This is a genomic window from Amaricoccus macauensis (assembly GCF_049800915.1).
Lineage (GTDB): Bacteria > Pseudomonadota > Alphaproteobacteria > Rhodobacterales > Rhodobacteraceae > Amaricoccus > Amaricoccus macauensis_A.
Window position 1 is genome coordinate 127,439 of sequence record NZ_JBNAFY010000009.1, and the last position, 26,064, is coordinate 153,502.

The following is a 26,064-nucleotide window of genomic DNA, read 5'->3' on the forward strand; positions in this document are numbered from 1 at the left end:
TGCGCAGGGGCGCGCAGCTATTGCTGCGCCGCCTGTGTTGCGGAATGCGGGCGCGCCTTGCCCAGGCTCGGCTTCTGCCCGAGCGGGGCCGGGTTCTCGCGCTTGCTGAATTCGCCCCGACCGTCCAGCGACGGACCGGACGTCCAGCGGCCCTCCGGGGTCGGCTCGTCAAGCGAGGTGTTCAGGAAGTAGTAGGAATGCTCTGTCGCCTCATGCGCTTCGGGCGTTGCATTCGGAACCGGCAGGGCCGACTCCCAGCCGCCCAATTCTTCGATCACCGCCAGCCACTGCTGTTGGTGCATGGTGTCGCGCGCAATCAGGAAGGACAACATGTCCTTCATGCCCGCATCATCGGTCATGTTGTAGAGCCGTGAGGCCAGAACGCGTCCGCCACTCTCCGCGGTGACATTGGCCATCATGTCCGCGGCGATATTGCCCGTGGCATAGACGTGGCTCATGTCGAACGGAACGCCGTTGGAATTGACCGGCATGGCCGACAGGCCCGAAGAAAGGATATGGCGCGGATTTGCCCCGCCCATAATCGCGTTCACAACCGGATCCTTGGCGGCCTCCTCCTGAACAATCAGCGGAGCGCCTTCGAGGTTAAGCGCCACGGCATGCCCGAGAAACTCGATATGCGAGAGCTCCTCAGTAGCCGTCATCATGAGCATGTCGCGATATTTGTCATCGCCGCGTGCGCCCATTGCCTGGAAGAAATACTGCATTGCAACGCGGATCTCGCCCTCGACACCGCCGATTGCCTGCTGAAGAAATTTGGCAAACTGCGGATCCGGACGATCGACACGGACTTCGTATTGTAGCTTGCTTGAATGATGAAACATTGTACCTCCAATCGCTTGGCAATTGGGTAAACACCTCTTCACCTCACTTGTTCCGACCGCATGGAAAGGAAGATTGCTCACAATGCCGTGCGCTCTGTTCCCGCCGATCGATAATTTTCCAAAGCCTGGCCGGCCGCTTGCCTTGGGCCGGCTCGGCATTCGGATGTGAGGCTGAAACCGCCGGGCAAGTAGAGGGCGATCAACCGAAAAGAGAACCGGATTTCCCCACCGGCATTGGAACGAATGCGTGCGATGCAAGTTTCTCGAAGTATGAAATGCGAAAGCCCCACGATGATGAAAAGACCCGACGATGACAGAGACCTTGTCTACACAGCTCCCCGATGATCTGGACAGAGCCGTGCACCGCGTGCTCGAAGGTGCCTGCAGACACGAGCTTAAACTTGCCACCGCGGAAAGCTGTACGGGCGGCCTGATCGCCTCGCTCCTAACCGACGTCGAGGGATCCTCGCACGCCTTCGAACGCGGTTTCGTGGTTTACACCAACGCGGCGAAGACGGATATTCTCGGGGTCCCGCCGGGCCTGATCGAAGCAGAAGGCGCGGTCTCTTCAGCCGTAGCGAGGGCCATGGCGGAGGGAGCCCTGACAGCCTCCCGGGCCGACATTGCCGTGGGGATCACCGGATTTGCCGGACCGGCTGGCGACTGCGGCGAAGAGGGGCTAGTCCACATTGCCTGCGTGCGACACGGACGAAAGACGCAGCACCGAGAAGAGCACTACGGTGCAAGGGGCCGCGGTCCGATACGTATTGCCTGCGTTCGGACGGCCATCGAAATGATCGAGGAGATGTTCGAATGACCACGAGCGCCAGCGACGCCTTCTACGCCATGCATCAGCACGGCTTCGTGCGCGTCGCCACGAGTACGCCCCATGTGCGACCCGCGGACGTCCCGTTCAATCTCGCTGCCGTCCTGACCGAGGCGCGCAAGGCGGACGCGCAGAAGGTCGACCTCCTGGTCTTCCCCGAGCTGTGCCTGTCTTCTTACGCGATCGACGATCTGCACATGCAAGGTGCACTCCTTGATGCGGTCGAACGCGCCATCTTGGAGCTTGTCGATTCCAGCCGGGATCTTTCGCCGGTTCTGCTGGCAGGCGCGCCATTGCGGTCACGAGGACGGCTCTACAATTGCGCCGTAGTCATTACGCGAGGCAAGATTCTGGGCATTGTGCCGAAGTCCTATCTCCCAAATTACCGCGAATACTACGAGAAGCGCTGGTTCGCCCATGGTCGCAACGTCACGGGGCAAACCCTTTCAGTGGGAGGGCACGCAGCCCCCTTCGGATCGGACCTCATTTTTTCCGCCCGCGATCTGCCAGGCTTCACCTTCCATGTCGAGATCTGCGAGGATTTCTGGGCCCCAGTACCACCCTCGTCGGCCGCGGCAATGTCGGGGGCGGTGATCCTCGCCAACCTTTCGGCCTCGAATATCACCATAGGCAAGGCGGACGAACGCCACATGCTCTGCCGGGCACAGTCCTCCCGAGCCTTGGCCGCCTACCTCTACTCCGCAGCGGGCCCCGGCGAGAGCACCACCGATCTTGCTTGGGACGGACAGGGCGCGATTTACGAGATCGGGGACCTGCTGGCCGAAGCGGATCGCTTCTCGCTCGATCCGCGCCTGAACATCGCAGATGTGGACACCGCCCGCATCCTCAATGAACGCATGGCGACCGGAACCTTTAACGATGCCGCGGAAAGCGTCGACAAGGTGTTCCGGCAGATCGCCTTCGATTACCAGCCAAGCTTTGCCGACATCGGCCTCATCAGGTCGATCCGGCGCTTCCCCTATGTCCCGAACCGCCGATCCCATCTTGACCAGGATTGCTACGAGGCCTTCAACATCCAGGTCGAGGGTCTTCGGCGGCGCTTCGAGGCCACGGGAGGCGGCCACATGGTGATCGGCGTGTCAGGCGGGCTCGACTCCACCCACGCTCTCATCGTCGCCGCAAAGGTCTGCGACCGGCTGGGCCTGCCACGTGACACCATCCTCGGCTTCACAATGCCCGGCTTCGCCACCGGCGAAACCACCAAGAGCAATGCCTGGAATCTGATGAAAGCGCTCGGCATCCGGGCTGAGGAAATCGACATCCGCCCGGCCGCCCGCCAGATGCTGTCTGACATGAACCACCCCTTCGCGGAGGGCGAGCCGGTCTACGACATCGCCTTCGAGAATGTGCAGGCCGGACTTCGGACAGACTATCTCTTTCGATTGGCCAACCAGCGGCGGGGTTTCGTCGTCGGCACAGGCGACCTCTCGGAACTTGCGCTCGGATGGTGCACCTACGGGGTCGGCGACCAGATGAGCCACTACGCCGTCAACGCCGGCGTGCCGAAAACCCTCATACAGTATCTGATTCGCTGGACGACGCGAACGGACCAGTTCGATCCCGAAACCGATGCCGTGCTGGAAGCAATCCTCTCGACTGAGATATCGCCCGAACTTGTGCCCGCTGGCGAAGGCGAGGAAATGCAGAGCACCGAGGCCAAGATCGGCCCTTACGAGCTGCACGACTTCTTCCTCTACCATATTCTGCGCACCGGGGCGGCCCCTGGAAAGGTCGCCTTCCTGGCCTGGCATGCCTGGCACGACATTGAGCGAGGGTCATGGCCTATCGATTTCCCCGCCACCGCGCGGCATGACTACGATCTCGCGACCATTCGCAAGTGGCTCGAAGTCTTTCTGCGGCGGTTTTTTGCCTTCAGCCAGTTCAAACGCTCAGCCATGCCGAACGGGCCGAAGGTTTCCGCGGGCGGTGCGCTTTCCCCACGCGGAGACTGGCGTGCTCCTTCGGATTCAAGCGCCGCCGTATGGCTCGAGGATCTCGAGCGATCGGTGCCGAAAGAATAACGGTGCGAGTTCAGAGGGAAGCGGCCGCCCGGCTGGCCTGATCGTAGTGGCCCGAGAGCGCGCGCAACGTCCGCGCAATCTCACGCAGTTCGGGACCGGCAAGATCGGTCCCTGACAACCCCTCCAGCAGGCACTGGCGCCGCACATCGCGGTAGGCCTGACAAAGAGCCAGCCCGTCCGGGGAGGTGCGATAGAACACTTCCTTCCCCCGTTTCTCGGCTTCCAGTAGCCCCGCCTTCAGCAGCTTGCGCAACGCGTAGTTGACCGTATGAGTGTCTTCGATGTTGAGCAGGAAGCAGATATCGGAAAGGCGCTTGTCACGGGCACGATGATTGACGTTGTGCACGATGAGGATTTCCAGCGGGCTGAGATCCGGCTGCCCAGCAGCGGTCATGCAGCGGGTCATCCAGCGCGAGAAGGCATTGTACGCGATGATCATGCCGAACTCGAGCTCGGACAACTCCCATCCTTCACCATCCGCGAGATGTCGGGACGAAACGATACGGCGACTGGTCGCGTCAGCTTTCGTCATTGGCGCTCCTCCTGAGGGCCGAATTTACCGATGTTTTGTCTGCGTTATGCCGATGATTTATCTACGTCGCAAGTGCCTCTGTTCGGGCAGAAATATCTGTTGAGCGAACTGCAGTTACTCTTTCAACCTCGGCACGGATCGAGCAAACGTTGATTCCAAAGTGGTAAAACGTTGACATTTTATCGACGTAGTGTCAATGTTGCGACATTAACCTTTGCTGGGGAGTGCGCAGGAATGACAATACCACAGGTTCTGGTCGGCGCTGTCGTCGCTTTCGCCGGGTTGGCCATGCAGGTCCATGCCGAGACATGGGACATGCCGACACCCTACCCAGATGCGACCTTTCACACCGTCAACATCAATGAGTTCGCTGCGGATGTCGCGGAGGCCACCGACGGCGAACTGGAGATCAAGGTGCATTCTGCCGGGTCGCTCTTCAAACACCCCGAGATCAGCAAGGCGGTGCGCAGCGGGCAGGTCCCGGCAGGGGAGTTCTTCCTGTCTCTCCTGGCCAATGACAATCCAGCCTTCGGCGCGGACAGCCTGCCGTTTCTCGCCACGAACTACGACGAGGCCGACCGCCTCTGGGCCGCGCAGAAGGATGTCATCTCCGGCCTACTGGACGAACAGGGCATGATGGTGCTTTACGCCGTGCCTTGGCCGCCACAAGGGCTCTACACCACGAAGGAGATCAACTCGGTCGACGATCTCGCGGGTCTAAAATTCCGGACCTACAACGCCACGCTCGAGGAATTTGCCAACCTTGCAGGCGCCGCACCAACGCAGGTCGAGGTGCCGGACATTCCCCAGGCCTTCAGCACTGGACGGGTCGAGGCGATGATCACCTCCCCCTCGACCGGAGTGAACTCCAAGGCGTGGGATTTCCTGAGCCATTACACCGACATCCAGGCCTGGATTCCGAAGAACATCGTTGTCGTGAACAAACGGTCCTTCCGCCGGCTTGACGAGGAAACGCAGACCGCCGTGCTGGAAGCCGCTGCCGCAGCCGAGACCCGGGGCTGGGAGATGAGCCGGGCCGAAACCGAAGCGCAGACGGCCGTGCTGGCGGAGAACGGCATTACCGTTGTTGAACCATCCGAAGAACTGATGATCGGTCTGCAGGAGATCGGCGCCGAGATGCTCGAGAACTGGAGCGGCGAGGCCGGCGATGCGGGCGAAGCCTTGCTGAGCGCCTACCAGCAATAGATCTGAGCCGCCGGGCGTGCATCTCGCGCCCGGCTGATCATTCCTGACGGGAAACAGACATGCGGCGCATACTTGATTTCATCTACCAGGCGGCAGGCGCACTCGCGGCGTTTTTCATCCTCGCCATCGTCGCGCTGGTCTTTGCGCAGGTTTGCCTGAACCTTGCCGATAAGATCGCAGTCGCCCTAACAGGAGGCGGCATCGGCCTGACCATCCCGTCCTATGCCGATTTCACAGGCTTCTTCCTCGCGGCATCGACTTTTCTTGCACTTGCCTACACCCTGCGGGCAGGTGGGCATATCCGCGTCACGCTCGTGATTGGGCGCCTGCCCTCCCGTGCACAGCGCATGGTGGAACTCATCGTCGTGGGCATTGCGCTCGCGATGAGCGCCTTCGCAACGTGGTACGTGATCCTGCTGGTCTACGAGTCCGTCGAGTTCGGCGATCGCAGTTCCGGGATGGTTTCGGTTCCGCTGTGGCTACCCCAACTTCCCGTGGCCCTGGGCCTCGTCATTCTGTCCCTTGCCCTTGCCGACGAACTGATCGGCCTCCTGCGTGGCCGACCGGCCTCCTGGGAAGGCAAGGGCGAGAGCCTGTTGAGCGAGTAGGAACCCGTCAATGTCTGTAGCCGCGCTTTCGATCATCCTGCTGGTCCTGCTCTTTGCCTTCCTCGGGGCCGGGCTCTGGGTTGCCTTTTCCCTGCTGGGCGTCGGCATTGCCGCCATGGCGCTCTTCTCCGACGCCCCGCTCGGCCTCGTCATGGCAACGACCATGTGGGGACACTCCAATTCCTGGGCGCTCGCCGCCCTGCCCCTCTTCATCTGGATGGGCGAAATCCTGTTCCGATCGCGGCTGTCCGAGGACATGTTCACCGGCCTGTCGCCGTGGATGAACCGACTGCCGGGACAACTGCTGCACGTCAACGTCTTCGCCTGCGGGATCTTCGCCGCCGTGTCCGGCTCCTCTGCGGCCACCGCGGCAACCATCGGCAAGCTGTCGATCCCCGAGCTGTCACGGCGCGGCTACCCGGAGCGGCTGGTAATCGGCACACTTGCCGGGTCGGCAACGCTCGGGCTTCTGATCCCGCCGTCGATCATCCTCATCGTCTATGGTGTCGCGACCGAGCAATCCATCGCGCGGCTGTTCATCGCGGGCGTATTGCCCGGCGTGCTGCTGGTCACACTCTTCGTGGGTTATGTCGTCATCTGGGCCCTCATGCACCGTGACACACTCCCGATGGAGGATATCTCAGCCAGCTTCCGCGATAAGCTCCGCCGCTCGCGCAGGCTCCTGCCTGTCGTCCTGCTGATCGGAGGCGTCATCGGCTCGATCTATGCCGGGATTGCCTCGCCCACGGACGCCGCCGCGGTCGGTGCCGTTCTGGCCCTGATACTTTCCTGGAGTTCCGGCACGCTCACCCGCGAAACCTTTGTCGCGGGCCTGATGGGGGCCACGGTCACCTCCTGCATGATCGCCTTCATCCTCGCGGGTGCATCCTTCCTCACCGTCGCCATGGGCTTCACCGGTATTCCGCGCATCCTGGCGGAATGGATCGGATTACTGGAGCTCTCGACCTTCACCCTGCTCGCCGCACTGACCGTGTTCTTCGTCATCATGGGCTGCTTTCTCGACGGCATTTCAGTGGTCGTGCTCACGGCTTCCGTCATCATGCCGATGGTCCTGCAGGCGGGCATCGACCCCCTCTGGTTTGGCATCTTCCTCGTGATCGTCGTCGAGATGAGCCAGATCACACCTCCGGTGGGCTTCAACCTCTTCGTCCTGCAGTCGCTTACGGGCCGTGACATCCTGACCGTCGCCCGTGCCGCCCTGCCCTTTTTCTTCCTTATGATCGTGGCACTTGTCACCATCGTGATCTTCCCCGCCATCGTGACTTATCTGCCGGAGCGGATGTGACCGTGCCTTCCCCCAATCCCGATCAATTCCCGACGATCCGCACCGCCGGTATCGACGGCCTGCTGATCACCTTCGCCGACCGCCTGAGCGAACCGGCCAACCGTGCGGCACTGGCCTTTCGCGCCGCTCTCGAAGGCGCAGGCTGGGACGGGGTCGAAGAGACCTCTTCCTCCCTTATCTCGGCCTACCTCCGCTTCGATCCTCTGTATCTTACGCATGACGCGATCGAGGCACAGGTGCGGGATCTGCTCGGGAGCCGCGACTGGTATGCAGCCGATCTGCCTCAGGGGCGCCGCTACTGGCGCATCCCCACGGTCTTCGGCACCGAACTCGCACCTCAACTGGGTGAGGCCGCCAAGGCCGCCGGCATTACCGAGGAGGAAGCCATTCAGTTGCTTGCCGATGCCCGCGTGCGGGTCCAGACCATCGGCTTCGCACCCGGCCAGCCCTATCTGGGTGAATTGCCCGAAGTGTGGGACATTCCCCGCCAGAGCGCGCTGACCGCTTCGATCCCCGTGGGCGCGCTTTGCGTCGCGATCCGGCAGTTCGTACTCTTTTCCGTCTCCACCCCAACCGGTTGGCAACACGTTGGTCAGACCGCTATTCGGCTCTTCCGACCTGAAACGGAGGAACCCTTCCTCCTGCGTCCTGGTGATGAGGTGCAATTCGTGCCGACCAAGCCCGAAACCCTTACCGCGATGCAGGCCGATCCGCACGGCGGTGCAGAATGCGAGCCGATTTGATGAGTGCGACCCTTAGGATCCACCGCGCAGGTCCAAGCGTCACACTTCAGGACGAGGGCCGTCGTGGCTATCTTGATGTCGGACTGTCGCGTGGCGGGGCGGCAGACACTCTCGCTCTCGCAGAAGGCGCGGCACTTCTCGGGCAATCTCCCGCACTGCCAGTCATTGAAATGGCGGGCATGGGCGGCGAGTTCGAGGCAAGCGAGGATATCCGCATTGCCCTGACCGGCGCCCCCATGCGTACCACGCTCGACGGCAGCAGCCTGGCCTGGCACGCGGCGCACCTGCTTCCCGCCGGCTCGCGGCTCTCCATTGGTCCTGTCGAAAAGGGCTGCTATGGCTATCTCCATGTTGGCGGCGGCCTTGCGACCCAGCCCTGCCTTGGTGCGCAATCAGCCCATCTTGCCGCCGGGATCGGCCGGGCTCTCCAGGCCGGGGACACGCTGAAAGTCGGCAAGGATGGAGGCCGGGAAACCAACCTCTTGCTGGAGCCCGAGAATCGGTTCGAAGGCGGTACGATCCGCATTGTCGCCAGTTTCCAGACCCACCTCTTTTCCCCCGCCGAACTTGACCGCCTGCAATCCGTACCCCTGCGCCGCGGGCGCCGGGCCAACCGCATGGGAGTGGCTTTGGAACCGGAAGGTGGCGGGTTTCACATCGAAGGCGGGCGCAACGTTGTTTCCGAAATTATTGTGCCAGGCGATATCCAGATCACGGGCGACGGCACACCCTTTGTCTTGATGGCGGAATGCCAGACGACAGGCGGCTATCCCCGTATCGGTACGATCCTGCCCTGCGACCTGACGCGCATGGCCCAGGCGCCCGCCGAAGCGGAGTTGCGCCTTTGCTGGGTAGACCTTGCGAATGCAATAGCACTTGAACGGGAAGAGGCCCACCGGCGTGCCGATCTTCACCGCCAGTGCGGCCCGCTGATCCGCGATCCGCGCCGGATGCACGATCTTCTGTCCTACCAGTTGATCAGCGGCGTCGTTGCCGGAGACGAAGAAGACTGAGGAGGAAACATGACACGATCCGTAGATCTGAATGCCGACATGGGCGAAAGCTACGGCGCCTGGACAATGGGCGATGATGCAGCCCTCCTGGACATCGTTACCTCCGCCAACGTGGCCTGCGGGTTCCACGCCGGCGACTGGGACGTCATGGCTAAAACGATGGAGGCAGCGGTGGAGAGAGGTGTGGGAATTGGCGCACATCCCGGCTTCCCCGACCTGCACGGCTTCGGTCGTCAGCGCATGAAGCTACCCCTGCCCTCGCTACAGAACCTCATCCGCTATCAGGTCGGAGCCGCGCAAGGCATGGCTCGCGCCGCGGGCGGCGAGGTTCGGCACCTGAAGCTCCATGGGGCGCTTGCCAACATGGCATCCGAGGACGAAGCGATGGCGAGAGCCTGCTACGAAGCCGCACTTTCGGTAGCACCCGACATCATCATCATGGTGCTAGGAGGCACGGCGCAGCAACGCGCTGCCGAAGCCATCGGTTGCCAGATTGCCTGCGAGATCTTTGCGGACCGGGCCTATAATGACGATGCGACATTGGTCGACCGCACCCTGCCTGGAGCCGTGATCCATGACCCGGACCGTGCAGGCAGGCGCATGGCAGAGATGGTTCGCGAAGGGGTGATCCTAACCGAGAGCGGCAAACGCATCGAGACCCGGATCGACACCATTTGTCTGCACGGGGACACGCCCACCGCCGTCCGTATCGCCGCAGGCGTTCGCGATGCCCTTCGCGAGAGCGGTGTCATTCTGGCACGGTTTGCCGGCGCACACGGTTGACATTCACACCCCATTCTTCTCGCGGTGGGGTATTCATACTCAATCCCAATAAGCTGCGTACACCTTTCATTCAGTGTTCGTGAGCAACTATCCGGCAGTCTGTAGCCGGAGTAACCCTATGCATAAGTTTGTTCGCTCGGTCTTCGCGGCCAGCATGGTCACTGCAGCCTCTCCCCTTTTCGCTGAGCAAGGCATTACAGCAGATGAAGTCAGCTTCGCCCAAGTCGCCGCTCTCGACGGCCCCGCCGCGGCACTGGGGACCGGCATGGAACTTGGCGTACTTGCCGCGTTCAACGAGGCCAACAAGGCCGGCGGCGTGTCCGGACGCCGGCTGTCGCTCCAGTCATTCGATGACGGCTACGAACCCGAAAAATCCGTGAACCTTGTGCGTGAGGTTATCGAAGGAGATGATCATATTGGCTTCATCGGTTCAGTCGGAACCCCCACCGCCCTAGCCACCCAGCCGATTGCCACCGAAGCCGGATTTGCCTATATTGGCCCCTTCACGGGCGCGGGTTTTCTGCGCGACGCCGCTCTCACGAATGTCGTGAACATCCGCGCTACCTATGCCGACGAAACTGAAGCCTGGATCGCGCATCTCGTCGACGACCTCGGCATGAAGAAGGTCGCGCTACTCTATCAGGATGACGGGTTCGGCCGCGTTGGCCTCGATGGCGTGACAGCCGCGCTGGATCGCCGGGGCATGAGCCTCGTTGCCCAAGGTAGCTACACGCGCAACACCACGGCCGTGAAATCCGCCCTGATCGACATTCGCAAAGCAGAGCCAGAGGCGGTCGTCATGGTCGGCGCCTACAAGCCCGTCGCCGAATTCATCCGCCTTTCGAGAAAACTCAAGTTCGAGCCCACCTTCGTGAACATTTCCTTCGTAGGCTCCGATGCGCTCGCCTCCGAACTCGGACCTGATGGCGAAGGCGTCATCATCAGCCAGGTCGTACCCTTCCCATGGGACACCAGCTTGCCGATCATTGCGGAGTACCAGGCCGCACTCGTCGAGCAGGCGTCGGACGCCAGACCGGGCTTCGTTTCGCTCGAAGGCTATATCGTGGGCCGCGTCGCGATCGAGGCTCTGAAATCCGCTGGAAACGACCTGACCCGCGAAAGCTATCTCGAGGCTCTCGGCAGCCTCGGTACGCTGGATCTTGGAGGTCTGACGCTCACCTATGGCCCGGGCGACAATCAGGGATCCGACAGTGTCTTCCTCACCCGGATCAACGCCGACGGAACCTTCGAGGTCGTCGAGCCTGGCTCCAGCCTTGGCGGCTAATCCGATACCGAATGCCCCGCGCGGAGCCGTAATGCAATCGTGCGGGTGATGCCCATCCCCGCGAGGCAGCCCGACATGCAAGTCGCAAAGCGTACTCTCTTCGGCGGTCTGACGGCCCGTCTTTCCCTGGCCATCGGCACCTTGGCAGCGACGACCGCAGCAGCCGTCGCCGTCGCCTACATCGTCTTCCAGTCGATCGGCGGAAACCTCCAAAATTTCGTCGAGAATCGCGTGCCCGAAAGCCGCCAGAGCACGGCGCTTCTCGTGTCCGCCGACGAGTTGCGCGACGCGCTCGCGGAAATCCTGATTGCAAACGATCCTGGTGCCCTTGATACAACCGAGGAAAAGATCGCCACTTCCGTTCAGAAGACGGCTGACATCATAGAGAATCGGCCGTCGGTCTCTCGCGAAACGCTCGCACCGCTCCTCGGGGATGCGAGTGAGCGGCTTGGGGGTCTGATCGCTGCAAGACGCAGCGAGTTCGAGAGTCTCGAGCGTATCGAAGCTTACATAGCAAATCTTGAAGCGTTAAGTGCCGAAGCTGCGTCTACCTTCATCGAAGGCACGGACTCAGCCTATTTCGAGATGGTTCTTGGCGGCGAAGATACCGTAAATTCCGTCAACTCCGCCTTCGCCCAACTTGTCGAAGGTGACTTTTCCGCATTGCAGGCAGTGCTGCAGACCCGGGCGGAGATCAACTTGCTGACAAGCATCAGCCTCGCGATGGCGGAAAGCCGCGATCCGGACATGCGGCCCATCCTGCGGGACCTCATCACCTCGGCTACTACAAAACTGGAGGCTCTAGTCCCCGACCTCGCGGGACGGGATGGCACTGCCGAGTTGGCGACCACCGTCGAGGAGATCCTCTCCGCCACCAGAGACGGGGCAATCGTTCGACGCAACCCGGGCGAGTTGCTCTCCCTTCGGCAGGAAGCTGACAATGCGGCCGTGAGCGCGATCGACGACCAAGTCTTCGACCTCATCATGCGTAGCGAGGAGGTTTCGGACGGAACCGAGGCCGCGATAACCGATTTGATAGAGGGCGAGGTCACCCGGATGCGCGAACTGGATTCGCTGGGCACCGCGGCGAACGCCGTTGTCATTGCCGCGCTCCAAGCAGCCCTAGCGCCAACAATCGACAACGTCACTTTCCTGCAGGGCGCACTGATAACGGCGGCATCAGACCTGTCTCGACGCGCCGAGGGCGAAGCGCCGGAGATCATGGAGCTTCTGAGCCAGATCATCGCCGTGGCCGATCCCCAGACCGGAATGGCCGCCACGCGACTCTCGATGCTCACCGCTCGCAACGACGCGGCTGATGCCGCGAGACAGGCCGCCGACAGTGTCCGGACCATTGCCAAAGAGGCAGAGCGCTCGGGTAAGTCTGCGGTCGAGCAGATCAGCGCGACCGCAACCGACCTCAGCGGACGAGTTGAAGGTGCCGGCCTGATCATCGCCGGTATTGGCGTTGTCGCGCTGGCTCCGCTGATCATCGTGCCTGTCTTCGTCTGGAAATCGGTTGTCTCGCCGCTCCGGCGGATCACCGAAACCACTGAACGCCTCGCGGGCGGAAACCTCGATCCTGTCGTGGGCTTCGAGAAGACCTCGGGCGAAATCGCGCGGATGGCAAACGCACTCCGGGTTTTCCGGGATGGGATGATCGAGCGCATCAAACTGCAGGAGGAAGAAAAGGCACGCGAGATCGCCATGCAGGAAAAAACGCGCCGCGACGAGAAACTTGCGCGGGAGCGGGAGGAAGAAGAGCGCCGCCGCATGGTGGAACTGGAACAGCGACAGGCCCGTGAGAAGCGCGAGCTGGAGAAGGCTGAAGCGGCACGCCGCGAAGAACTGCGCGCAGCGGCCGATGCCGAGCGTCAGGCAGCATCAGCCGAACAGGCGAAGGTCGTCGAGACACTTGCCCAAGGGCTGAGGCAGCTTGCCTCAGGGAATCTGAGCGCCAGGATAGAGACGTCTTTTGAAGAGAGCTATGACCAGCTCCGCCTCGACTTCAACGAGGCGATCGGCACACTTGCTGAACTGATCCGCACCATCCGGAAGAGCTCCATGACGATTGACGACAACGCGCGAGAAATTGCCGCCGCGGCAAACGATCTCGCCCACCGAACCGAGACTTCGGCTGCAACGCTGGAGGAAACCGCAGCGGCGCTCGACGGGCTCACCTCCACGGTCCGCTCCGCGGCCGACAATGTGGGGCAGGCCAATACCTCCGTGAAGACGACTCGCACGCGCGCAAGCGAAGGCCGAGAGATCATGAGTGATGCCGTGGGCGCCATGGGGGAAATCGACAGTTCCTCGAAACGGATCGCCTCCATCATCGACGTGATCGAGGACATTGCCTTCCAGACGAACCTTCTCGCCCTGAACGCTGGGGTTGAGGCCGCGAACGCCGGTGAGGCCGGGCGGGGTTTCGCGGTAGTGGCCTCGGAGGTCCGAGCATTGGCGCAGCGTTCCTCAGACGCGGCGCGGGAAATCAACGAGCTCATCACGGAGACGAACGGCCAGATCGAACGGGGGGTCGGCCTTGTTGACCGCGCCGGCGCTGCCCTTGATCAGATAGCCGGTTCAGTTGAAGACATGTCGACTTTCATGAGTGATATTGCACAGGGATCGCAGGAACAGTCTGCAGGCATCATGGAAATCAACACAGCCGTCATGCAGCTTGACCAGACAACACAACAGAATGCCGCGATGTTCGAAGAATCAAGCGCCGCTAGCAGTGTCCTGACTCAGGAAGCATCCACGCTTTCTGAAGTTGTCGGACGCTTCAAGATCGATGTGAGCGAAACAAAAGTCACGTCCCTAAACGATTACGGCGTCCCAGTCGCGAGGTTCGGTAGCAGTTAATATTGACCATACGCCCTTTCCGTCAGGTTTCCGCACTCGGTTTCAGGCCTTGTGAGGCACGATCAGAGTGGGGATCGGCGAACGTCGCTGAACCTGCCTGACAACCGTGCCGATATAGGTGTTGGACGTGTCCTGCTCGTGCGTTCCCATCACGATCAGGTTGCATTTAAGTTCTCGAGCGCGCCGCAGGATCGTCTCGGCGGCGTGGCCCTCGTCAAGCTCAACCGAGGCGACAGTCGCGTAGGCCTCCTTCTCCTCGGGTGGCAGAGATTTCAGGAAGGCCTGCTGATTTTTCTTCAGGTTCTGCCGCAGGGTTGCGTGACGATCCTTCAGCGCACGGTTCCGGGATGTCTCGTCCTGGACGAAAAGCTCCAGCGTGACGATCGCTTCACGACTCATCGGTTCGGCGACGTGCAGGACATGAACCCGCGCCCCATGCGCCATCGCCATGGAAAGGGCATGACACAAGGCATTATCGGCATTAGGAGACAGGTCCGTGGCGAAGAGGATGTCGTGTATCTCGGGCAGCATGGCGGTTTTCCTTTCCACCCAGGCTCAGTAGCCCAACAGGCGTGGCAACCAGAGCGATATGCCTGGCACGAAGGCGATTATGAAGATCGCGATAGTGTTGATGAAGGCAAACGGCAGCGCCGCAATCGAGATCCGCTCGATGGATATGTTCGAGATACCCGAGGCGATGAACAGGTTCTCGCCCAGAGGCGGGGTCTGGAACCCGATGCCCAGCGTGCAGACCATGACGACGCCGAAATGGATCGGGTCAATTCCCATGCTGTAGGCCACTGGTAGCATCACGGGAACAAGGATCAGGATGGTGGCCAGCGTTTCCATGAACATGCCGACGAACAGCAGAAATAAGATCACCAGCGTCCAGATAACGTAGATGTTGTCGGTGATGGACAGCATACCTTCCGCGATCACCGCGGGGATCTGGTTTTCGACCAAGAGGCGGCCGAACACCGTCGCGGTGAACATGATGAGCAGCACGCGCCCGGTGAGCCAGGTCGTTGTCTCGAGTGCGGTGAAGAGCTTTGCCCAGGTCAGTTCGCGGTAGATCAGCGCGCCGACTGCAAGCGTATAGAAAATCGCAACAATCGCGGCCTCTGTCGGTGTGAAGAACCCCGAATAGATGCCGCCGAGGATCACCACGGGGGCCATCAGGGCCCAGAAGCCGCGATACATCTCGCACCAGATCTGTCGCGCCGACCACCCTTCGGCCGAGCCCTTGTAGTCATGCTTCTTGGACAGAAGGTAGTTCATGATCAAGAGGCTTCCGGCGATCAAGAAGGCCGGCATGAATCCCGCAATGAAGAGCTTTGGGATCGAAACGGTCTGGAAGTTTCCGTGTTCGGCCACGGCTTCCGGTGGGGGCGGCATGCCGATCGCGGCAATGCCGTAGATGATGAGCGGAATCGAGGGCGGGATCACGATGCCCAGCCCGCCCGAGGAGGCGGTGATAGCCGAAGCGTAGTTGCGGCTGTAGCCACGGTCGATCATCGCCGGAATCATCAGCATCCCCACCGCCGCGGTGGTCGCGGGACCCGAGCCCGAGATTGCGCCGAAGAAAAGACAGGCCATCACTGTGGCGGCCGACATGCCGCCCGTAAAGGGTCCGGCAAAACTCTCCGCAACCTGGATCAGCCGCCGCGAAAGCCCGGAGGCCTCCATGAGCGCGCCGGCTAGGATGAAGGCGGGCAGCGCCATCAGCGGAAAAGACCCGACCGATGTGTAGGCGATTTGCACGAACTTGATCGGGTTTTCGCCGAGATAGAAGAAGGTCAGCAGCGTCGAGACCCCGAGGGCCACAGTGATCGGCGCGCCGATGAACAGCAGAACCAGAAAGCCGCCGAACAAGAGCAGGATGATTTCACTACCCATCAGGAGTCGCTCCTCTTTTCGGCAATACTTTCGGTCTGGCCGCTTTCAGCGCGGACCTCGTCAAGGTCGATGGCGTCGGGATCGACCAGTTCCTCGCCGAGGACGAGCTTGCGGTAATTGACCTGGACGATCCTGACGGTCATCAGCGTGAATGCGATCGGCAGCACGATGTAGACCCAACTGAGGTGGAACCCCATGGTCTGGGAGGACTGGAAACGGTTCATGCGGTTGAAGATGAAATCGAGCGACAGGTAAACGAAATAGAGGTTGAAGAAGATCCAGAAGAGATCTGCGAAGGCTTCGACATACTTGATTGCGCGGGACGGCAGGAATTTCAGCTGGAAGGTGACCCGGTTATGCGCGCCCATCTTCGCGGCGTAGCTCGCGCCGAAGAAGACGAACCACACGAACATGTAGACGGAGAGCTCTTCCACCCAGGAAAAGGAGAAGTTGAAGAACGTTCGAACCACGACCTGAAGGAAGAGAAGGCAGACAAAAACGGCAAGCAATGTGCGGCAAATGTAGCTTTCAATCTTGTTCAGGACACTCAGAAACCCATGCATACTCGCCCCCTTTGAGGTGGGGAAGCGCCCGGAGGCCCTTCCCCTGATCTCCCGAATCCGGAAGGCTTACTCGGAAACGGGATCCCGGCCGATAGCTTCGAGCGCGGCATTCACCTTTTCGATGCCGCCGACGCTGTCGTAGAAGCTAGGCCAGACGGCGGAAGTCGCTAGGTCGATGAACTCCTGCTCGTCGTTGGCTGGATCCACGATTTCCATTCCGTAGTCCTCGACGAGGGTCGCCTGGATCTCGGCCTCTTTGTCGCGGAGGAATTGTGCCGATTCCTCTGTAGCAGCCTTGGCGGCCTCAAGGATGATGCCCTGATCCTCCTCAGAAAGGCCCTGGAAGACCTGTTCCGAGATGATCAGCGGCTCGATTAGAAAGAGGTAACGCAAATTGGTGGCGTATTTCTGGATCTCGTAGAACTTCATCGCGTTGATCGTGATGTAGGGCGTATCCTGCCCGTCCACGACCTTGGTCTGAAGGGCCGCGAAAGTTTCGGACCAGGCCATCGGGGTCGGGCTGACGCCCCAGGCCTTGTAGGTGTCGATCATGATTTCGTTCTTGGGCACTCGGATCACGAGGCCCTGGAGGTCTTCGACCGTCTCGACCGGTTTCTGCGAATTGGTCAGGCGGCGGAACCCGGCATAGGTCCACCCGATGATCCGCACCCCGGCATCTTCAATCGTGTTCTGGACTAGTTCCTCGCCAATGGGACCCTGGGTCAAGGTCTCTGCGTCCTCGAGGCTTAGCATCATGTAAGGCAGCGAAAGGATGCCGGTCGTGGGAGAGAAGGGCGTGATGTTGTTGATCGCGAGGATCGACATGTCAAGCGTGCCGATAGCCGCATCGTTCACGGTATCCTGCTCAGAGCCGAGCTGGCCGTTCAGAAAGAGGGTTGCCGTGTGCTTGCCACCAGAAAGTTCTTCGAGTTTCGCCTTGAAGGCCAAACCGCCGACCTCCTGAGTGCTGCCGCCGCTGTCCCCGACTGCGACCTTAAAATTAGTTGCTTCGCCGGGTGTGCCCACTGCGAGCGCAGCAACGGTGGCCACGACCGCAAGGGCCGAGTTTTTTCCTGGGAATTTCATGATCGTTCTCCGTCTTTGGCGCCCGTGTTGGGTCTGCCGACCCACCCTGCAACCGAGGCTCCACCGCCCGGCTACATTCACGTGGGGTTGTGAACACGCAAACTGTCAACGTGCAGGGTTGAAGGAGACATCAAATTTGAGCTTTCTGCCCAATATTTTAGCGAACGCGCTCAGGAATGGTTAATTTCAATTCCATCAAGCTGAAAACCAACAGAGCCAGCATGCGTTGGGTGGAACTTACGCCCGCCATAGCCTGTAAGGTGATTGAACGCAGAGTTCTGCCTACCTGCGTCGGTGCCTAAGCCGAATTGGGTTGGCTAGTCTGAACCGAAGGCTGCTTCATCGATCGACTGCAAGAATGCGGACTGGAAAGGGACTCGTGTCGAGCGGTGGGGCATGAGAAGTAGGGGCAACCTCTGGTCCACGCGGCTACATGACGATTGACGCCCGGCTTTTGACGAGCGCCCCCAATGCACACCGCCGGAAAGCACCCCGGAATGTTTGCGGAGCAAGGAATGAATACCGTGACTGAACAATCGCACCCGGCCCTCTTGGGTTCCCTCAGCCCCACGGTTCCGTTCGAAGAGGTGATCAACTTCAGCCCCGGGCCAACCTCCTTGCCCAAGGCCGTCGAGGATGTGATCGCGGCGAGCTTCCAGCAGCCCAAACTCACCTCTCTGGCGCTCTCGCACAGATCGCCCGAATTTCTCGATATACTCAACCATGCGGTGCAATCCATCCGCGAGGTGATGGAGATTCCCGACGACTACGAAGTGCTCTTCACTCTCGGCGGCGGGCACGGGCAGTTCGCCGCCGTGCCGCTGAACCTCTGCCACGATGCCACCGATGTCGGGACATATGTCGTCAACGGAACATGGTCGAGGAGAGGCCGAGACGAGGCGCAGAAATACTGCAACGCTCAGACCATCGACGGCAGCGACCCGGAAACCGGCGCCTTCATCGGCTTTCCCGAGCTGACCGCGGAGAATATCGATCCCGAGAGCAAGTTCGTCTACATCTGCTCGAACGAGACGGTGAACGGTATCGAGCTTCACCGGCTGCCGAAACTGCCAGAGGCGCGCAAGCACATCCCTCTGGTGATCGATGCCAGTTCCGATTTCTCGACCAAACCCATCGACTGGCACGGCAGCAACGTCGGGGTACTTTTTGTCTGCGCCTCCAAGAATATCGGCCACCCGGGCGTGACCGCAACGATCGTGCGCAAGGATCTCTTAGGCGAAGCCAAGGCCTCCCCGCTCTGTCCGGGCGTCCTCAACTACACGATCACCCGTGATGCCGGAAACCTCTGGAACACGCCGGCAACCTTCAACATTGAGGTCGTCGGGTTCGTCATGGACTGGATCGCGGAGCAGGGCGGCGTCGAGGAAATCGAGCGTCGCTCCATCGCCAAGGCTAGCGTTCTCTATAATGTAATTGACGGCTCGGGCGGCTTCTACGGCACCCCCGTCAGCGACACCTCCCTGAGAAGCCGCATGAATGTCCCCTTCAATGTGGCAGGCGGAGATGAAGACCTGACCAACCGGTTCCTGATCGAAAGCTGGGACAAGGGGATGATCGGCCTGCGCACGCTCACCCCCTTCGGCGTCGGAGACTATCTCCGGGCCAGTCTCTACAATGGCATCACCGTGGAACAGGCAGGCAAGCTCGCCGCGTTCATGCAAGATTTCGCCGGCAGGAACGCTCAGGCCGCATAGTCGCGCCCGCGTCAGCCTTGTGTCGTGCGCGGGTCCCTGTTGGTCCGACAGTAGCCGAGAACCCGTCCATCCCCACGCACCAAGTATTGCTCCGCCCCGTCGACGAAGACGGCGATCTCCTCGCCTTGGTCGATATTGCCGAGGTAGACCACCTCGCGCGCGGCAAGCGGTCCGATCTGCGGATCGGCCTGCCAGCTCGCGGTCTCCGCCAGCCGCGAAAAAGTCGGAAAGTAGAGCAGGCCCACCGCGTTGAAATCCAGTCCTGGAACCGGCGTCACCCGCAAGGCCACCGGCCCCGCGATCTGTCGTCCCCGCTGGGTGCGCAAGACCGAACGCGCACGCTGATGCAGGGCCATCACGTCCGGGCCGGAAACCGGCAGGGCGGGCAGCCTTTCGTCCATCAAACCGTTTCGACACACGCGGCGGTTCGATCCGCTGTCGTCGTGGCTGACAAAGGTCGAGATCATCGTCAGGCGCGCGCGCACCTCCCCTCTGACCGAGACAACGTGCACAGAGGCGAGGCAACTCCCGCCAGGCGACGAAAGGGTGGACAGGATCTCGGCATCCTCCCCCAGAAGGGTAAGGCCTGGTCGGCTCAGTTCCAGCCATGTCGCGCAGAACGCCGCGTAGACCGGGCGGCCCGTCCCATCGCGAAAAACCGAGCGCTCCTGCCCGAGCGCGCCCGCGATCAGCGCCCAATGCCTGTCGCCAGCATCCTTCAGCAACCATTGTTCGGAGAAGCCTATGGGCGCGAGCTGGCCCATGGAAAGCCGGACCCGATCCCGAAGGACATGCGCGCGCTGCTCCGTGGGATACGCATGCAGCACCATCAGGCCGAAACCCGCCGGAGCGAAACGGCAAGCTGGTCCTCAATCCGGTCCGCTAGGTAGCGGCTATCCGCGTCGATGCCGAGAAATCGCCCCGACCCCCAGGTGTTGAGCCACCCGAGCCCGATGAAATGCAGGCCATGAACATCGGTCACGCCGCGATGGAACCGCGGCTTTCCCCTTTCGTCGAAAGCATCGACCTCGATCCAAGAGTAGTCCGGGCGGAATCCGATCGACCATATGACGGTTGTGATGCCCAGCTCCGCCGCGTCGATCTCTGTGGTTTCCCGCTCCGGCTCCCAGACCTTCTCGAAGGGCGGCTCGACCGGCGCATCGATGCCTTCCCGCGCGATATGGGCGTCGATCTGGTCGCGAATGCCGCAATAGCTTCGATCCGCATCGTCGAGGTTCTTCACCAGATCCGGCAGGAATTCGATCTGTGTGCCTGCCATGCCGGTGACCGATCCGTAAAGCTGAACGCCATCTTCCGCATGGAACTGGCGCAGGTCGATCTCCTTGCCGCCGTCGCGCCCCGACATGTAATGGTTGGTCTGGGTGAGCGCCTTCACTGGATCCGGGTGATTGTCGATGGTGATATCGTAATGCCCGATGTCGTAAAGCCAGTCGGTCGCGTCCCGCCCGCGATACTTCCGCGGTGAGCGCGGTGCAGGCCCGACGGCGAGATGCACCTGCCGACCGTCCCGCACAAGGTCCTCCATGATCTGCACGCCAGACTGCCCGGTGCCCACAATGAGCGTTGCACCCTCGGGGATCTGCGACGGACGGCGATAGTCGCGTGAATGAAGTTGGGCTATCGCGGGGTCCAGGTTCTCCGCATAGGGCGGAACGATGGGAGCGTCATAGCCCCCCGTTGCGATCACCACCTGCTCGCAGGTCCAGTCGCCCGCGCTCGTCTCCACCACATAGCCCGCGCCCAAATGCGCCACCCGCGTCACGGTCACATGCTCTCGCAGCGGCGGATCGAAACTCTTCGCGAAGGCATCGAGATAGTCGGTGATCTCGTCCTTCAGCATGAAGCCGTTGGGGTCGTCACCGGCATAGTTGAAATCTGGCAGGCGGCACTGCCAGTTCGGCGTCACAAGGCAAAAGCTGTCCCAGCGGTTCTCCCGCCAGGAATGGAACTTCTCTTCCCGTTCAAGCACGACATGATCGATGTCCTTCCGACTCAGGTAGTAGCTGACGGAGAGCCCCGCCTGCCCGCCGCCGACAATCACGACAGTGGTATGGTAGACGCCATTCATGTCCCTCGTCCTCATTGTTCGAATGCGATGCAGGTCACGCTTGCTTGAGGCACCTGGCTGTAGCGCTGCGCCTGGTTCTCAATTTTTTCGAGCTGATCGAGCGCCGAATTGCAGGCGAAGCCGTATTTCTCCGCCACCCGGTCCGAGGCCTTCCTCAATGCGGTCCGGGTCCGCGCGAGAAATTCCTCGAGCGGATAGCTCGTGCCGGCCTCGAGGAAGGTCGTTACGACCGTGGAGGGCGAGTAGCAGCGCTCCTCGCTTTTGTCCGGCCAACGAATGATGAAATGAACTTCAGGCATGAATGGGTTCCTTCAGCGCTAGCGAAAGGTATGGGGTCTCGGCGTGGTTCCAGAAGGTCGCGACAGCCCCACCCGCAGCGAGACTGACAGACGCGCCGTCAATGATGCGGCCGATCGGGGCGACCACGAGATTTCGCGCACGAAACCGCGCGCAGATGCCATCGACATGCTCTGGACGCACTGCGAGCAGGAAGCCAAAACTTGGAAAACTCGCGAGCCAACGCGCCAGCGCCACGCCGTCGGGCGGCGTGATCGCCTCAAGGTCCAGTTCGATCCCGACGCCGGAACATTCCGCGAGCATCAGGGCTGTGCCCACGATGCCGCCCTGGCTAATATCTTTGCCCGCGCGCAGGAGGCCGGCCTCCGCAAGCTCGGCCAGCAACGCCAGATCCCCGCGCAGCCGGGCATGGGGTGCATCCAGTGCGGCGCAGAAATTGTCGAAATTGCGATACGCCCCGCGATGATCGATGGCCGCGACAAGAACGTCGCCAGGCCGCGCATCGAAACTCGTGACAAGGCGCTTCGCCTTGCCCAGCACCGACACCGCGAGCCCCAGATCCGGCGCTGCGAAATTCGTGTGACCGCCCACCAGCGGTACGCCATAGGCCTCCGCGGCATTGCGCAGCCCCCTTAAGAGCGGCGCGGCCGCCGCCGCATCCGGCGCCCAGACCTGGTCAATGAGCGCGGTGGCGCGTCCGCCCATCGCGGCAATGTCCGAGAGGTTGACCATGACCCCGCACCAGCCGGCAAACCACGGATCATCCGCCACGAAGCCCGGAATGAACCCCTCTCCCGCCAGCAGATCAAATCCCTCCGCAGTGAGCAGCGCCGCGGCATCGTCGCCCGGCCGCCCAGCGGCAGTCGCATCGAGCCCGAGCCCGAGCGTGGCTGTCGCAATCGCGCGCTTGGAGAGAATTGCGGGATGCGCGCGCAGGCTCTCGGCGAGCAAGCCGGGATCAATCGACCTGCTCATACCGCCGCTCGCTGGGCCGTGGCGTGATACCAGCCCTCCTGGGGCCGGGCGAAGGGTGGATAGGCCGCGAGATCCGCCTCCATTTTCACGTGCGGCACACCGTGCAGATCTTCATCCGCAAGCGGTTTCCAGCGCAACCGGCGAAAGAGCGGCGCGTTCTGCTTCTGAACATGCGCCAAGAAAGTTCGACAGCCGCGGGCATGCGCCGTGCGCACCGCGAGCCGGATGAGCTCGCTCCCGAGCCGGCCCACCCGCCGAAAGCCCTGATCGACCGCGAGGCGTGACCCCCACCAGAGACCCGGCTCCGCCTCGTGGATGCGCACCGTGCCCACCACCGCATCGGCCTCATGGGCATTGGTGGAAAGCGCAACCAGATGCGTCGCGATCAGGTCGATCTCGTCGCGGTCGTGCTCTGGAAAAATGCCCTGCTCCTCGACGAAGACCCGGTGGCGCAACCCGGCCGCTCCCCGCGCCTCCCAGGGCGTCGACACTGCACGGATGAAATAGCCCGGGCAATGGAACTGGCGCGTCTCGATATACATCACGCCACCTTCAGCTTTTCGTAGGTGGACAGTGCCGAACAGGCACCGCATTTGCCGCAGCCCGCCTTGATGTCCTTCGAACGCATTCCCGCGTCCACGATCATTCGCCCCAGCGGCCGCAAGATCGAGGCCATGAAATCGGCGGACGGCGCCGGATGGCTTTCGAGCGGCGTGCCGGAGATCGGCACGAAGGGCACGACGAAGGGATAGACGCCGAGCACGCAGAGCCGCTCCGAGACCCGCAGGATCTCTTCGGCCGTATCTCCGAGGCCCGTGAGGATATAGGTCGAGACCTGGCCGCGCCCGAAGACACGCACCGCTGCCTTGAAACTCGCGTAGTATTTCTCGAGTGGCACGCTCGCCTTGCCGGGCATGATCCGCGCGCGCACCTCGGGCGTCACCGCCTCCAGATGCATGCCGAGCGCATCGACGCCCGCCTCCGCCATCCGCTCGTGCCAGGCATCGTCCTCGGGCGGCTCGCATTGCGCCTGGATCGGCAGGTTCACGGCCCGCTTGATCGCCCGCGCGCTCTCGGCCATCACCGCGGCCCCGCGATCCTTGCCCCGCGGCGTGCCAGTGGTCATCACCATGTGCTCGACGCCATCAAGCTCGACCGCGGCCTTAGCCACCTCGGCCAGTTGCTCCGGCGTCTTGTGCGCGATGGTCCGGCCTGCCGCGAGGCTCTGGCCGATCGAGCAGAACTTGCAGGTCTTCTTGCGGCTCTCGTAGCGGATGCAGGTCTGCAAGACGGTGGTCGCCAGCACGTTGCGCGAATGCAGCACCGCAATCTGGTTGTAGGGTATGCCGTCCGCGGTCTTGAGATCATAGAAGCGCGGCCGGGTCGGAAACCGCACCCGCGCCACCTCCGCGCCGTTCCGCGTCACCCGCGCCAGCCCGTCCGAGCCGGGCTGCTCCACGAGGTAGGGGCTCTCGAAGGCGGGCGCAGTATGCACCGGCACCATCACCGTCGTCTCGCCCAGCGTCACCGCCTTGTGGTCGGAAGGACCGGCACCGCCGCGCCGGCTCTCGTGGCCCGCGCGCGGATCGATGAGCCGCATGCCGAGCGTCTGCAGGTCGTTGATTAGATCGGAGTCAGACATGCTCTTCCTCCTCGAGCGCGGCAAAGAGCGGCAGGTCCGGCTCCGGCGCCACATGGGTCTCGCGCGGCAGGGTCGGGCGGGCGTCATGCACCAGATGCAGCAACTCGGGCCGGGCGTAATGGCCCACGCTGTCCATCATCCGCTTGCGCTTGGTGATCAGCTTCATGTCGAGATCAGCCACCACCATCCCCTCGCCCTCGGTCAGCGGATCGGCGAGATGCCGCCCCTCGGGCGAGATGATGCAGGTCATGCAGCCATCCCTCAGGCCCTTCTGCAGCTTCGGGTCCGGGTGGATCTCGGCGATCTGTTCCTCGGTCAGCCAGCCGGTGGAATTGACCACGAAACAGCCTGATTCCAGCGCGTGGTGCCGCATGGTCACCTCGATCTGCTCGCCGAAGATGGGCCCGACCAGCGAGCCGGGGAAATGGCTCGCGTGGATCTCCTCGTGCTGCGCCATCAGCGCGTAGCGCGCGAGCGGGTTGTAATGCTCCCAGCAGGCGAGCGCACCGACGCGGCCAACGGCGGTCTCGGCCACCGTGAGCCCCGCGCCATCGCCCTGCCCCCAGATCATCCGCTCGTGATAGGTCGGCGTGATCTTGCGCCGCTTGAGCGCGAGCGACCCGTCCGCATCAAAGATCAGCTGCGTGTTGTAGAGCGAGCCGTGGTCGCGCTCGTTGACGCCGAGCACGATGACCGCCCCGCGCTTGCGCGTGGCTTCCGCCACCGCGCGGGTCTCGGCCGAGGGCACGACCACCGCTTCGCGGTAAAGCTCCAGATGCGGCGCGCCCTGCAGGACGGGCGGCAGGACGAAGGAGAAATACGGGTAATAGGGCACGAAGGTCTCGGGAAAGACGATGAAGCGCGCACCCTTGTCGGCGGCCTCGGCAATGGCATTGAGCACCCGCTCGATCGTCCCGGCCCGCCCCGAAAGGTCAGGCGCGATCTGGACGGCGGCGGCGCGGATTGTGTCGGTTCGCATGTATGACCTCCGGACGTGCCTTCGAAAGATGGGAGCCGGGCGGCAAGGGCCACCCGGCCGGCGGGATCAGACCGTCCAGGTGTCGAGGATGACCGCGTTCGCCTTCTTGTGCAGAAGGATGCAGTCGAGCACGTCCTGGGGCGCGATCGGCGTGATGCCGGGCAGGAGCGACGGCTCGCCATGGCCGTAGAGCGCCTGGAGCGCGAAGCGGCAGGCATAGACCTTGCCGCCCTCGCCCATGAACTTCTTCAGGTTGACCGCGAAGTTCTGGTGGCCCGGAAAGGCCTCGTCGCCGAGCGTCGGGAAACCGCGCTGGATCCCGAGCGTCACGCCGGGCCCGTAGAGCAGGATCGAGGTCTCGTATCCCTTGCGGTTGAGCCGAATGGCGTTGAGAATGTTGACGAGGCCGATCGACCCCTCGAAGGCGACGGTATGAAAGGTGACGAGCGCCTTCTCGCCTTCCTCTGCCTTCACGTCCTCGAAGACCTTTTCCTCGTAGTCGACGAAGTAGTCTCCGTCCTTGTGCGCCTCGGTGGCTACTGCTGGCATCTCTATCTCCCATAATGTCTTCGCAATCTGGGTGGCATGCCAAAATTGTATGAATCAATTACCAGTTCAATCTACATACAATAAATTGTGTTCATATGATATACCATTGCTGCTATTCGCATCTATAGCTCAAAAATTGGCCACATTCCGAGGCTTTTGAAACTTCTGAGCGTAAGCAAAGCACGTACATTCTGCCATTGCGGATCGCAGATACATACAATA

The 26,064-nt window shown here is 61.9% G+C and carries 25 protein-coding genes; 11 read left to right on the top strand and 14 right to left on the bottom strand.

Going from position 1 to position 26,064, the window contains the following annotated elements; genetic code table 11:
- Nucleotides 1-17 precede the first annotated feature (17 nt).
- A complete protein-coding gene (locus tag ACP15W_RS19370) occupies nucleotides 18-842 on the bottom strand; it encodes a manganese catalase family protein (RefSeq protein ID WP_424934590.1) in 825 nt (274 codons plus the stop codon).
- Nucleotides 843-1,152: 310 nt separating this feature from the next.
- Between ACP15W_RS19370 and ACP15W_RS19375 the strand changes: the two genes are divergently transcribed.
- Nucleotides 1,153-1,659 carry a CinA family protein gene (locus ACP15W_RS19375; RefSeq protein WP_424934591.1) on the top strand — a complete coding sequence of 169 codons (507 nt, stop codon included), beginning with the start codon at nucleotides 1,153-1,155 and terminating at the stop codon, nucleotides 1,657-1,659.
- Nucleotides 1,656-3,710 carry an NAD(+) synthase gene (locus ACP15W_RS19380; protein ID WP_424934592.1) on the top strand — a complete coding sequence of 685 codons (2,055 nt, stop codon included), beginning with the start codon at nucleotides 1,656-1,658 and terminating at the stop codon, nucleotides 3,708-3,710. The genes ACP15W_RS19375 and ACP15W_RS19380 overlap by 4 nt, the downstream gene beginning before the upstream one ends.
- 10 nt (nucleotides 3,711-3,720) lie before the next feature.
- Here the strand turns inward: ACP15W_RS19380 and ACP15W_RS19385 are convergent, their stop codons facing one another.
- Complete coding sequence (locus ACP15W_RS19385; protein ID WP_424934593.1) at nucleotides 3,721-4,242, bottom strand: winged helix DNA-binding protein; 522 nt, start codon at nucleotides 4,240-4,242, stop codon at nucleotides 3,721-3,723.
- 234 nt (nucleotides 4,243-4,476) lie between these two features.
- On the opposite strand from ACP15W_RS19385, the gene ACP15W_RS19390 reads away from it, so the two are divergent.
- From ACP15W_RS19390 to ACP15W_RS19425, 8 genes are all read left to right on the top strand, one after another.
- A complete protein-coding gene (locus tag ACP15W_RS19390; RefSeq protein ID WP_424934594.1) occupies nucleotides 4,477-5,448 on the top strand; it encodes a TRAP transporter substrate-binding protein in 972 nt (323 codons plus the stop codon).
- A 59-nt stretch (nucleotides 5,449-5,507) separates the two neighbouring features.
- Nucleotides 5,508-6,056 carry a TRAP transporter small permease gene (locus tag ACP15W_RS19395; RefSeq protein WP_424934595.1) on the top strand — a complete coding sequence of 183 codons (549 nt, stop codon included), beginning with the start codon at nucleotides 5,508-5,510 and terminating at the stop codon, nucleotides 6,054-6,056.
- Nucleotides 6,057-6,066: 10 nt separating this feature from the next.
- Nucleotides 6,067-7,362, top strand: coding sequence for a TRAP transporter large permease (locus ACP15W_RS19400; protein ID WP_424934596.1), 1,296 nt, complete (start codon nucleotides 6,067-6,069; stop codon nucleotides 7,360-7,362).
- Entirely contained in the window at nucleotides 7,359-8,105 is a 747-nt protein-coding gene (locus ACP15W_RS19405; protein ID WP_424934597.1) for a 5-oxoprolinase subunit B family protein, read from the top strand. Before ACP15W_RS19400 ends, ACP15W_RS19405 begins: the two co-directional genes overlap by 4 nt.
- Nucleotides 8,105-9,118 (top strand): biotin-dependent carboxyltransferase family protein, encoded by a 1,014-nt coding sequence (locus ACP15W_RS19410; RefSeq protein WP_424934598.1) that lies wholly within the window; start codon nucleotides 8,105-8,107, stop codon nucleotides 9,116-9,118. Before ACP15W_RS19405 ends, ACP15W_RS19410 begins: the two co-directional genes overlap by 1 nt.
- Before the next feature lie 9 nt (nucleotides 9,119-9,127).
- The gene (locus ACP15W_RS19415; protein ID WP_424934599.1) at nucleotides 9,128-9,901 is read left to right on the top strand and encodes a LamB/YcsF family protein; all 774 of its coding nucleotides are present in this window, start codon (nucleotides 9,128-9,130) and stop codon (nucleotides 9,899-9,901) included.
- Between the two features lie 118 nt (nucleotides 9,902-10,019).
- Nucleotides 10,020-11,186, top strand: a complete 1,167-nt coding sequence (locus ACP15W_RS19420; RefSeq protein WP_424934600.1) for an ABC transporter substrate-binding protein — start codon at nucleotides 10,020-10,022, stop codon at nucleotides 11,184-11,186.
- Nucleotides 11,187-11,261: 75 nt separating this feature from the next.
- The gene (locus ACP15W_RS19425; protein ID WP_424934601.1) at nucleotides 11,262-14,051 is read left to right on the top strand and encodes a methyl-accepting chemotaxis protein; all 2,790 of its coding nucleotides are present in this window, start codon (nucleotides 11,262-11,264) and stop codon (nucleotides 14,049-14,051) included.
- A gap of 42 nt (nucleotides 14,052-14,093) precedes the next feature.
- On the opposite strand, the gene ACP15W_RS19430 is transcribed toward ACP15W_RS19425, so the two are convergent.
- From ACP15W_RS19430 to ACP15W_RS19445, 4 genes are all read right to left on the bottom strand, one after another.
- Nucleotides 14,094-14,582 (bottom strand): universal stress protein, encoded by a 489-nt coding sequence (locus ACP15W_RS19430; RefSeq protein ID WP_424934602.1) that lies wholly within the window; start codon nucleotides 14,580-14,582, stop codon nucleotides 14,094-14,096.
- 24 nt (nucleotides 14,583-14,606) lie between these two features.
- Nucleotides 14,607-15,947, bottom strand: coding sequence for a TRAP transporter large permease (locus tag ACP15W_RS19435; RefSeq protein WP_424934603.1), 1,341 nt, complete (start codon nucleotides 15,945-15,947; stop codon nucleotides 14,607-14,609).
- A complete protein-coding gene (locus tag ACP15W_RS19440) occupies nucleotides 15,947-16,510 on the bottom strand; it encodes a TRAP transporter small permease (RefSeq protein ID WP_424934604.1) in 564 nt (187 codons plus the stop codon). Before ACP15W_RS19440 ends, ACP15W_RS19435 begins: the two co-directional genes overlap by 1 nt.
- Nucleotides 16,511-16,576: 66 nt before the next feature.
- A complete protein-coding gene (locus tag ACP15W_RS19445) occupies nucleotides 16,577-17,596 on the bottom strand; it encodes a TRAP transporter substrate-binding protein (protein ID WP_424934605.1) in 1,020 nt (339 codons plus the stop codon).
- 515 nt (nucleotides 17,597-18,111) lie between these two features.
- Here ACP15W_RS19445 and serC point away from each other — a divergent pair.
- Nucleotides 18,112-19,311 carry a 3-phosphoserine/phosphohydroxythreonine transaminase gene (gene serC / locus ACP15W_RS19450; protein ID WP_424934606.1) on the top strand — a complete coding sequence of 400 codons (1,200 nt, stop codon included), beginning with the start codon at nucleotides 18,112-18,114 and terminating at the stop codon, nucleotides 19,309-19,311.
- Nucleotides 19,312-19,322: 11 nt separating this feature from the next.
- Here the strand turns inward: serC and ACP15W_RS19455 are convergent, their stop codons facing one another.
- From ACP15W_RS19455 to ACP15W_RS19490, 8 genes are all read right to left on the bottom strand, one after another.
- The gene (locus ACP15W_RS19455) at nucleotides 19,323-20,141 is read right to left on the bottom strand and encodes a Pnap_2097 family protein (RefSeq protein ID WP_424934607.1); all 819 of its coding nucleotides are present in this window, start codon (nucleotides 20,139-20,141) and stop codon (nucleotides 19,323-19,325) included.
- Nucleotides 20,141-21,400: an MSMEG_0569 family flavin-dependent oxidoreductase gene (locus tag ACP15W_RS19460; protein ID WP_424934608.1), complete on the bottom strand. Its 1,260-nt coding sequence runs from the start codon at nucleotides 21,398-21,400 to the stop codon at nucleotides 20,141-20,143. Before ACP15W_RS19460 ends, ACP15W_RS19455 begins: the two co-directional genes overlap by 1 nt.
- A gap of 11 nt (nucleotides 21,401-21,411) precedes the next feature.
- Nucleotides 21,412-21,699: an MSMEG_0570 family nitrogen starvation response protein gene (locus ACP15W_RS19465; protein ID WP_424934609.1), complete on the bottom strand. Its 288-nt coding sequence runs from the start codon at nucleotides 21,697-21,699 to the stop codon at nucleotides 21,412-21,414.
- Nucleotides 21,692-22,672 carry a sll0787 family AIR synthase-like protein gene (locus tag ACP15W_RS19470; RefSeq protein WP_424934610.1) on the bottom strand — a complete coding sequence of 327 codons (981 nt, stop codon included), beginning with the start codon at nucleotides 22,670-22,672 and terminating at the stop codon, nucleotides 21,692-21,694. Before ACP15W_RS19470 ends, ACP15W_RS19465 begins: the two co-directional genes overlap by 8 nt.
- On the bottom strand, nucleotides 22,669-23,214 hold the full coding sequence (locus ACP15W_RS19475) for an MSMEG_0567/Sll0786 family nitrogen starvation N-acetyltransferase (RefSeq protein ID WP_424934611.1): 546 nt from the start codon (nucleotides 23,212-23,214) through the stop codon (nucleotides 22,669-22,671). Before ACP15W_RS19475 ends, ACP15W_RS19470 begins: the two co-directional genes overlap by 4 nt.
- Complete coding sequence (locus ACP15W_RS19480) at nucleotides 23,214-24,314, bottom strand: MSMEG_0568 family radical SAM protein (RefSeq protein WP_424934612.1); 1,101 nt, start codon at nucleotides 24,312-24,314, stop codon at nucleotides 23,214-23,216. The genes ACP15W_RS19475 and ACP15W_RS19480 overlap by 1 nt, the downstream gene beginning before the upstream one ends.
- Nucleotides 24,307-25,293, bottom strand: coding sequence for a Nit6803 family nitrilase (locus tag ACP15W_RS19485; protein ID WP_424934613.1), 987 nt, complete (start codon nucleotides 25,291-25,293; stop codon nucleotides 24,307-24,309). Before ACP15W_RS19485 ends, ACP15W_RS19480 begins: the two co-directional genes overlap by 8 nt.
- A 66-nt stretch (nucleotides 25,294-25,359) precedes the next feature.
- Nucleotides 25,360-25,842: an MSMEG_0572/Sll0783 family nitrogen starvation response protein gene (locus tag ACP15W_RS19490; protein WP_424934614.1), complete on the bottom strand. Its 483-nt coding sequence runs from the start codon at nucleotides 25,840-25,842 to the stop codon at nucleotides 25,360-25,362.
- Between the last annotated feature and the right edge of the window lie 222 nt (nucleotides 25,843-26,064).

Excerpts from the sequence above, each read along its gene's own strand:
- ACP15W_RS19370 (WP_424934590.1), bottom strand. The coding sequence starts at position 842 with ATGTTTCATCATTCAAGCAAGCTACAATACGAAGTCCGTGTCGATCGT.
- ACP15W_RS19375 (WP_424934591.1), top strand. The coding sequence starts at position 1,153 with ATGACAGAGACCTTGTCTACACAGCTCCCCGATGATCTGGACAGAGCC.
- ACP15W_RS19380 (WP_424934592.1), top strand. The coding sequence starts at position 1,656 with ATGACCACGAGCGCCAGCGACGCCTTCTACGCCATGCATCAGCACGGC.
- ACP15W_RS19385 (WP_424934593.1), bottom strand. The coding sequence starts at position 4,242 with ATGACGAAAGCTGACGCGACCAGTCGCCGTATCGTTTCGTCCCGACAT.
- ACP15W_RS19390 (WP_424934594.1), top strand. The coding sequence starts at position 4,477 with ATGACAATACCACAGGTTCTGGTCGGCGCTGTCGTCGCTTTCGCCGGG.
- ACP15W_RS19395 (WP_424934595.1), top strand. The coding sequence starts at position 5,508 with ATGCGGCGCATACTTGATTTCATCTACCAGGCGGCAGGCGCACTCGCG.
- ACP15W_RS19400 (WP_424934596.1), top strand. The coding sequence starts at position 6,067 with ATGTCTGTAGCCGCGCTTTCGATCATCCTGCTGGTCCTGCTCTTTGCC.
- ACP15W_RS19410 (WP_424934598.1), top strand. The coding sequence starts at position 8,105 with ATGAGTGCGACCCTTAGGATCCACCGCGCAGGTCCAAGCGTCACACTT.
- ACP15W_RS19415 (WP_424934599.1), top strand. The coding sequence starts at position 9,128 with ATGACACGATCCGTAGATCTGAATGCCGACATGGGCGAAAGCTACGGC.
- ACP15W_RS19420 (WP_424934600.1), top strand. The coding sequence starts at position 10,020 with ATGCATAAGTTTGTTCGCTCGGTCTTCGCGGCCAGCATGGTCACTGCA.
- ACP15W_RS19425 (WP_424934601.1), top strand. The coding sequence starts at position 11,262 with ATGCAAGTCGCAAAGCGTACTCTCTTCGGCGGTCTGACGGCCCGTCTT.
- ACP15W_RS19430 (WP_424934602.1), bottom strand. The coding sequence starts at position 14,582 with ATGCTGCCCGAGATACACGACATCCTCTTCGCCACGGACCTGTCTCCT.
- ACP15W_RS19435 (WP_424934603.1), bottom strand. The coding sequence starts at position 15,947 with ATGGGTAGTGAAATCATCCTGCTCTTGTTCGGCGGCTTTCTGGTTCTG.
- ACP15W_RS19440 (WP_424934604.1), bottom strand. The coding sequence starts at position 16,510 with ATGCATGGGTTTCTGAGTGTCCTGAACAAGATTGAAAGCTACATTTGC.
- ACP15W_RS19445 (WP_424934605.1), bottom strand. The coding sequence starts at position 17,596 with ATGAAATTCCCAGGAAAAAACTCGGCCCTTGCGGTCGTGGCCACCGTT.
- serC (WP_424934606.1), top strand. The coding sequence starts at position 18,112 with ATGAATACCGTGACTGAACAATCGCACCCGGCCCTCTTGGGTTCCCTC.
- ACP15W_RS19455 (WP_424934607.1), bottom strand. The coding sequence starts at position 20,141 with ATGGTGCTGCATGCGTATCCCACGGAGCAGCGCGCGCATGTCCTTCGG.
- ACP15W_RS19460 (WP_424934608.1), bottom strand. The coding sequence starts at position 21,400 with ATGAATGGCGTCTACCATACCACTGTCGTGATTGTCGGCGGCGGGCAG.
- ACP15W_RS19465 (WP_424934609.1), bottom strand. The coding sequence starts at position 21,699 with ATGCCTGAAGTTCATTTCATCATTCGTTGGCCGGACAAAAGCGAGGAG.
- ACP15W_RS19470 (WP_424934610.1), bottom strand. The coding sequence starts at position 22,672 with ATGAGCAGGTCGATTGATCCCGGCTTGCTCGCCGAGAGCCTGCGCGCG.
- ACP15W_RS19475 (WP_424934611.1), bottom strand. The coding sequence starts at position 23,214 with ATGTATATCGAGACGCGCCAGTTCCATTGCCCGGGCTATTTCATCCGT.
- ACP15W_RS19480 (WP_424934612.1), bottom strand. The coding sequence starts at position 24,314 with ATGTCTGACTCCGATCTAATCAACGACCTGCAGACGCTCGGCATGCGG.
- ACP15W_RS19485 (WP_424934613.1), bottom strand. The coding sequence starts at position 25,293 with ATGCGAACCGACACAATCCGCGCCGCCGCCGTCCAGATCGCGCCTGAC.
- ACP15W_RS19490 (WP_424934614.1), bottom strand. The coding sequence starts at position 25,842 with ATGCCAGCAGTAGCCACCGAGGCGCACAAGGACGGAGACTACTTCGTC.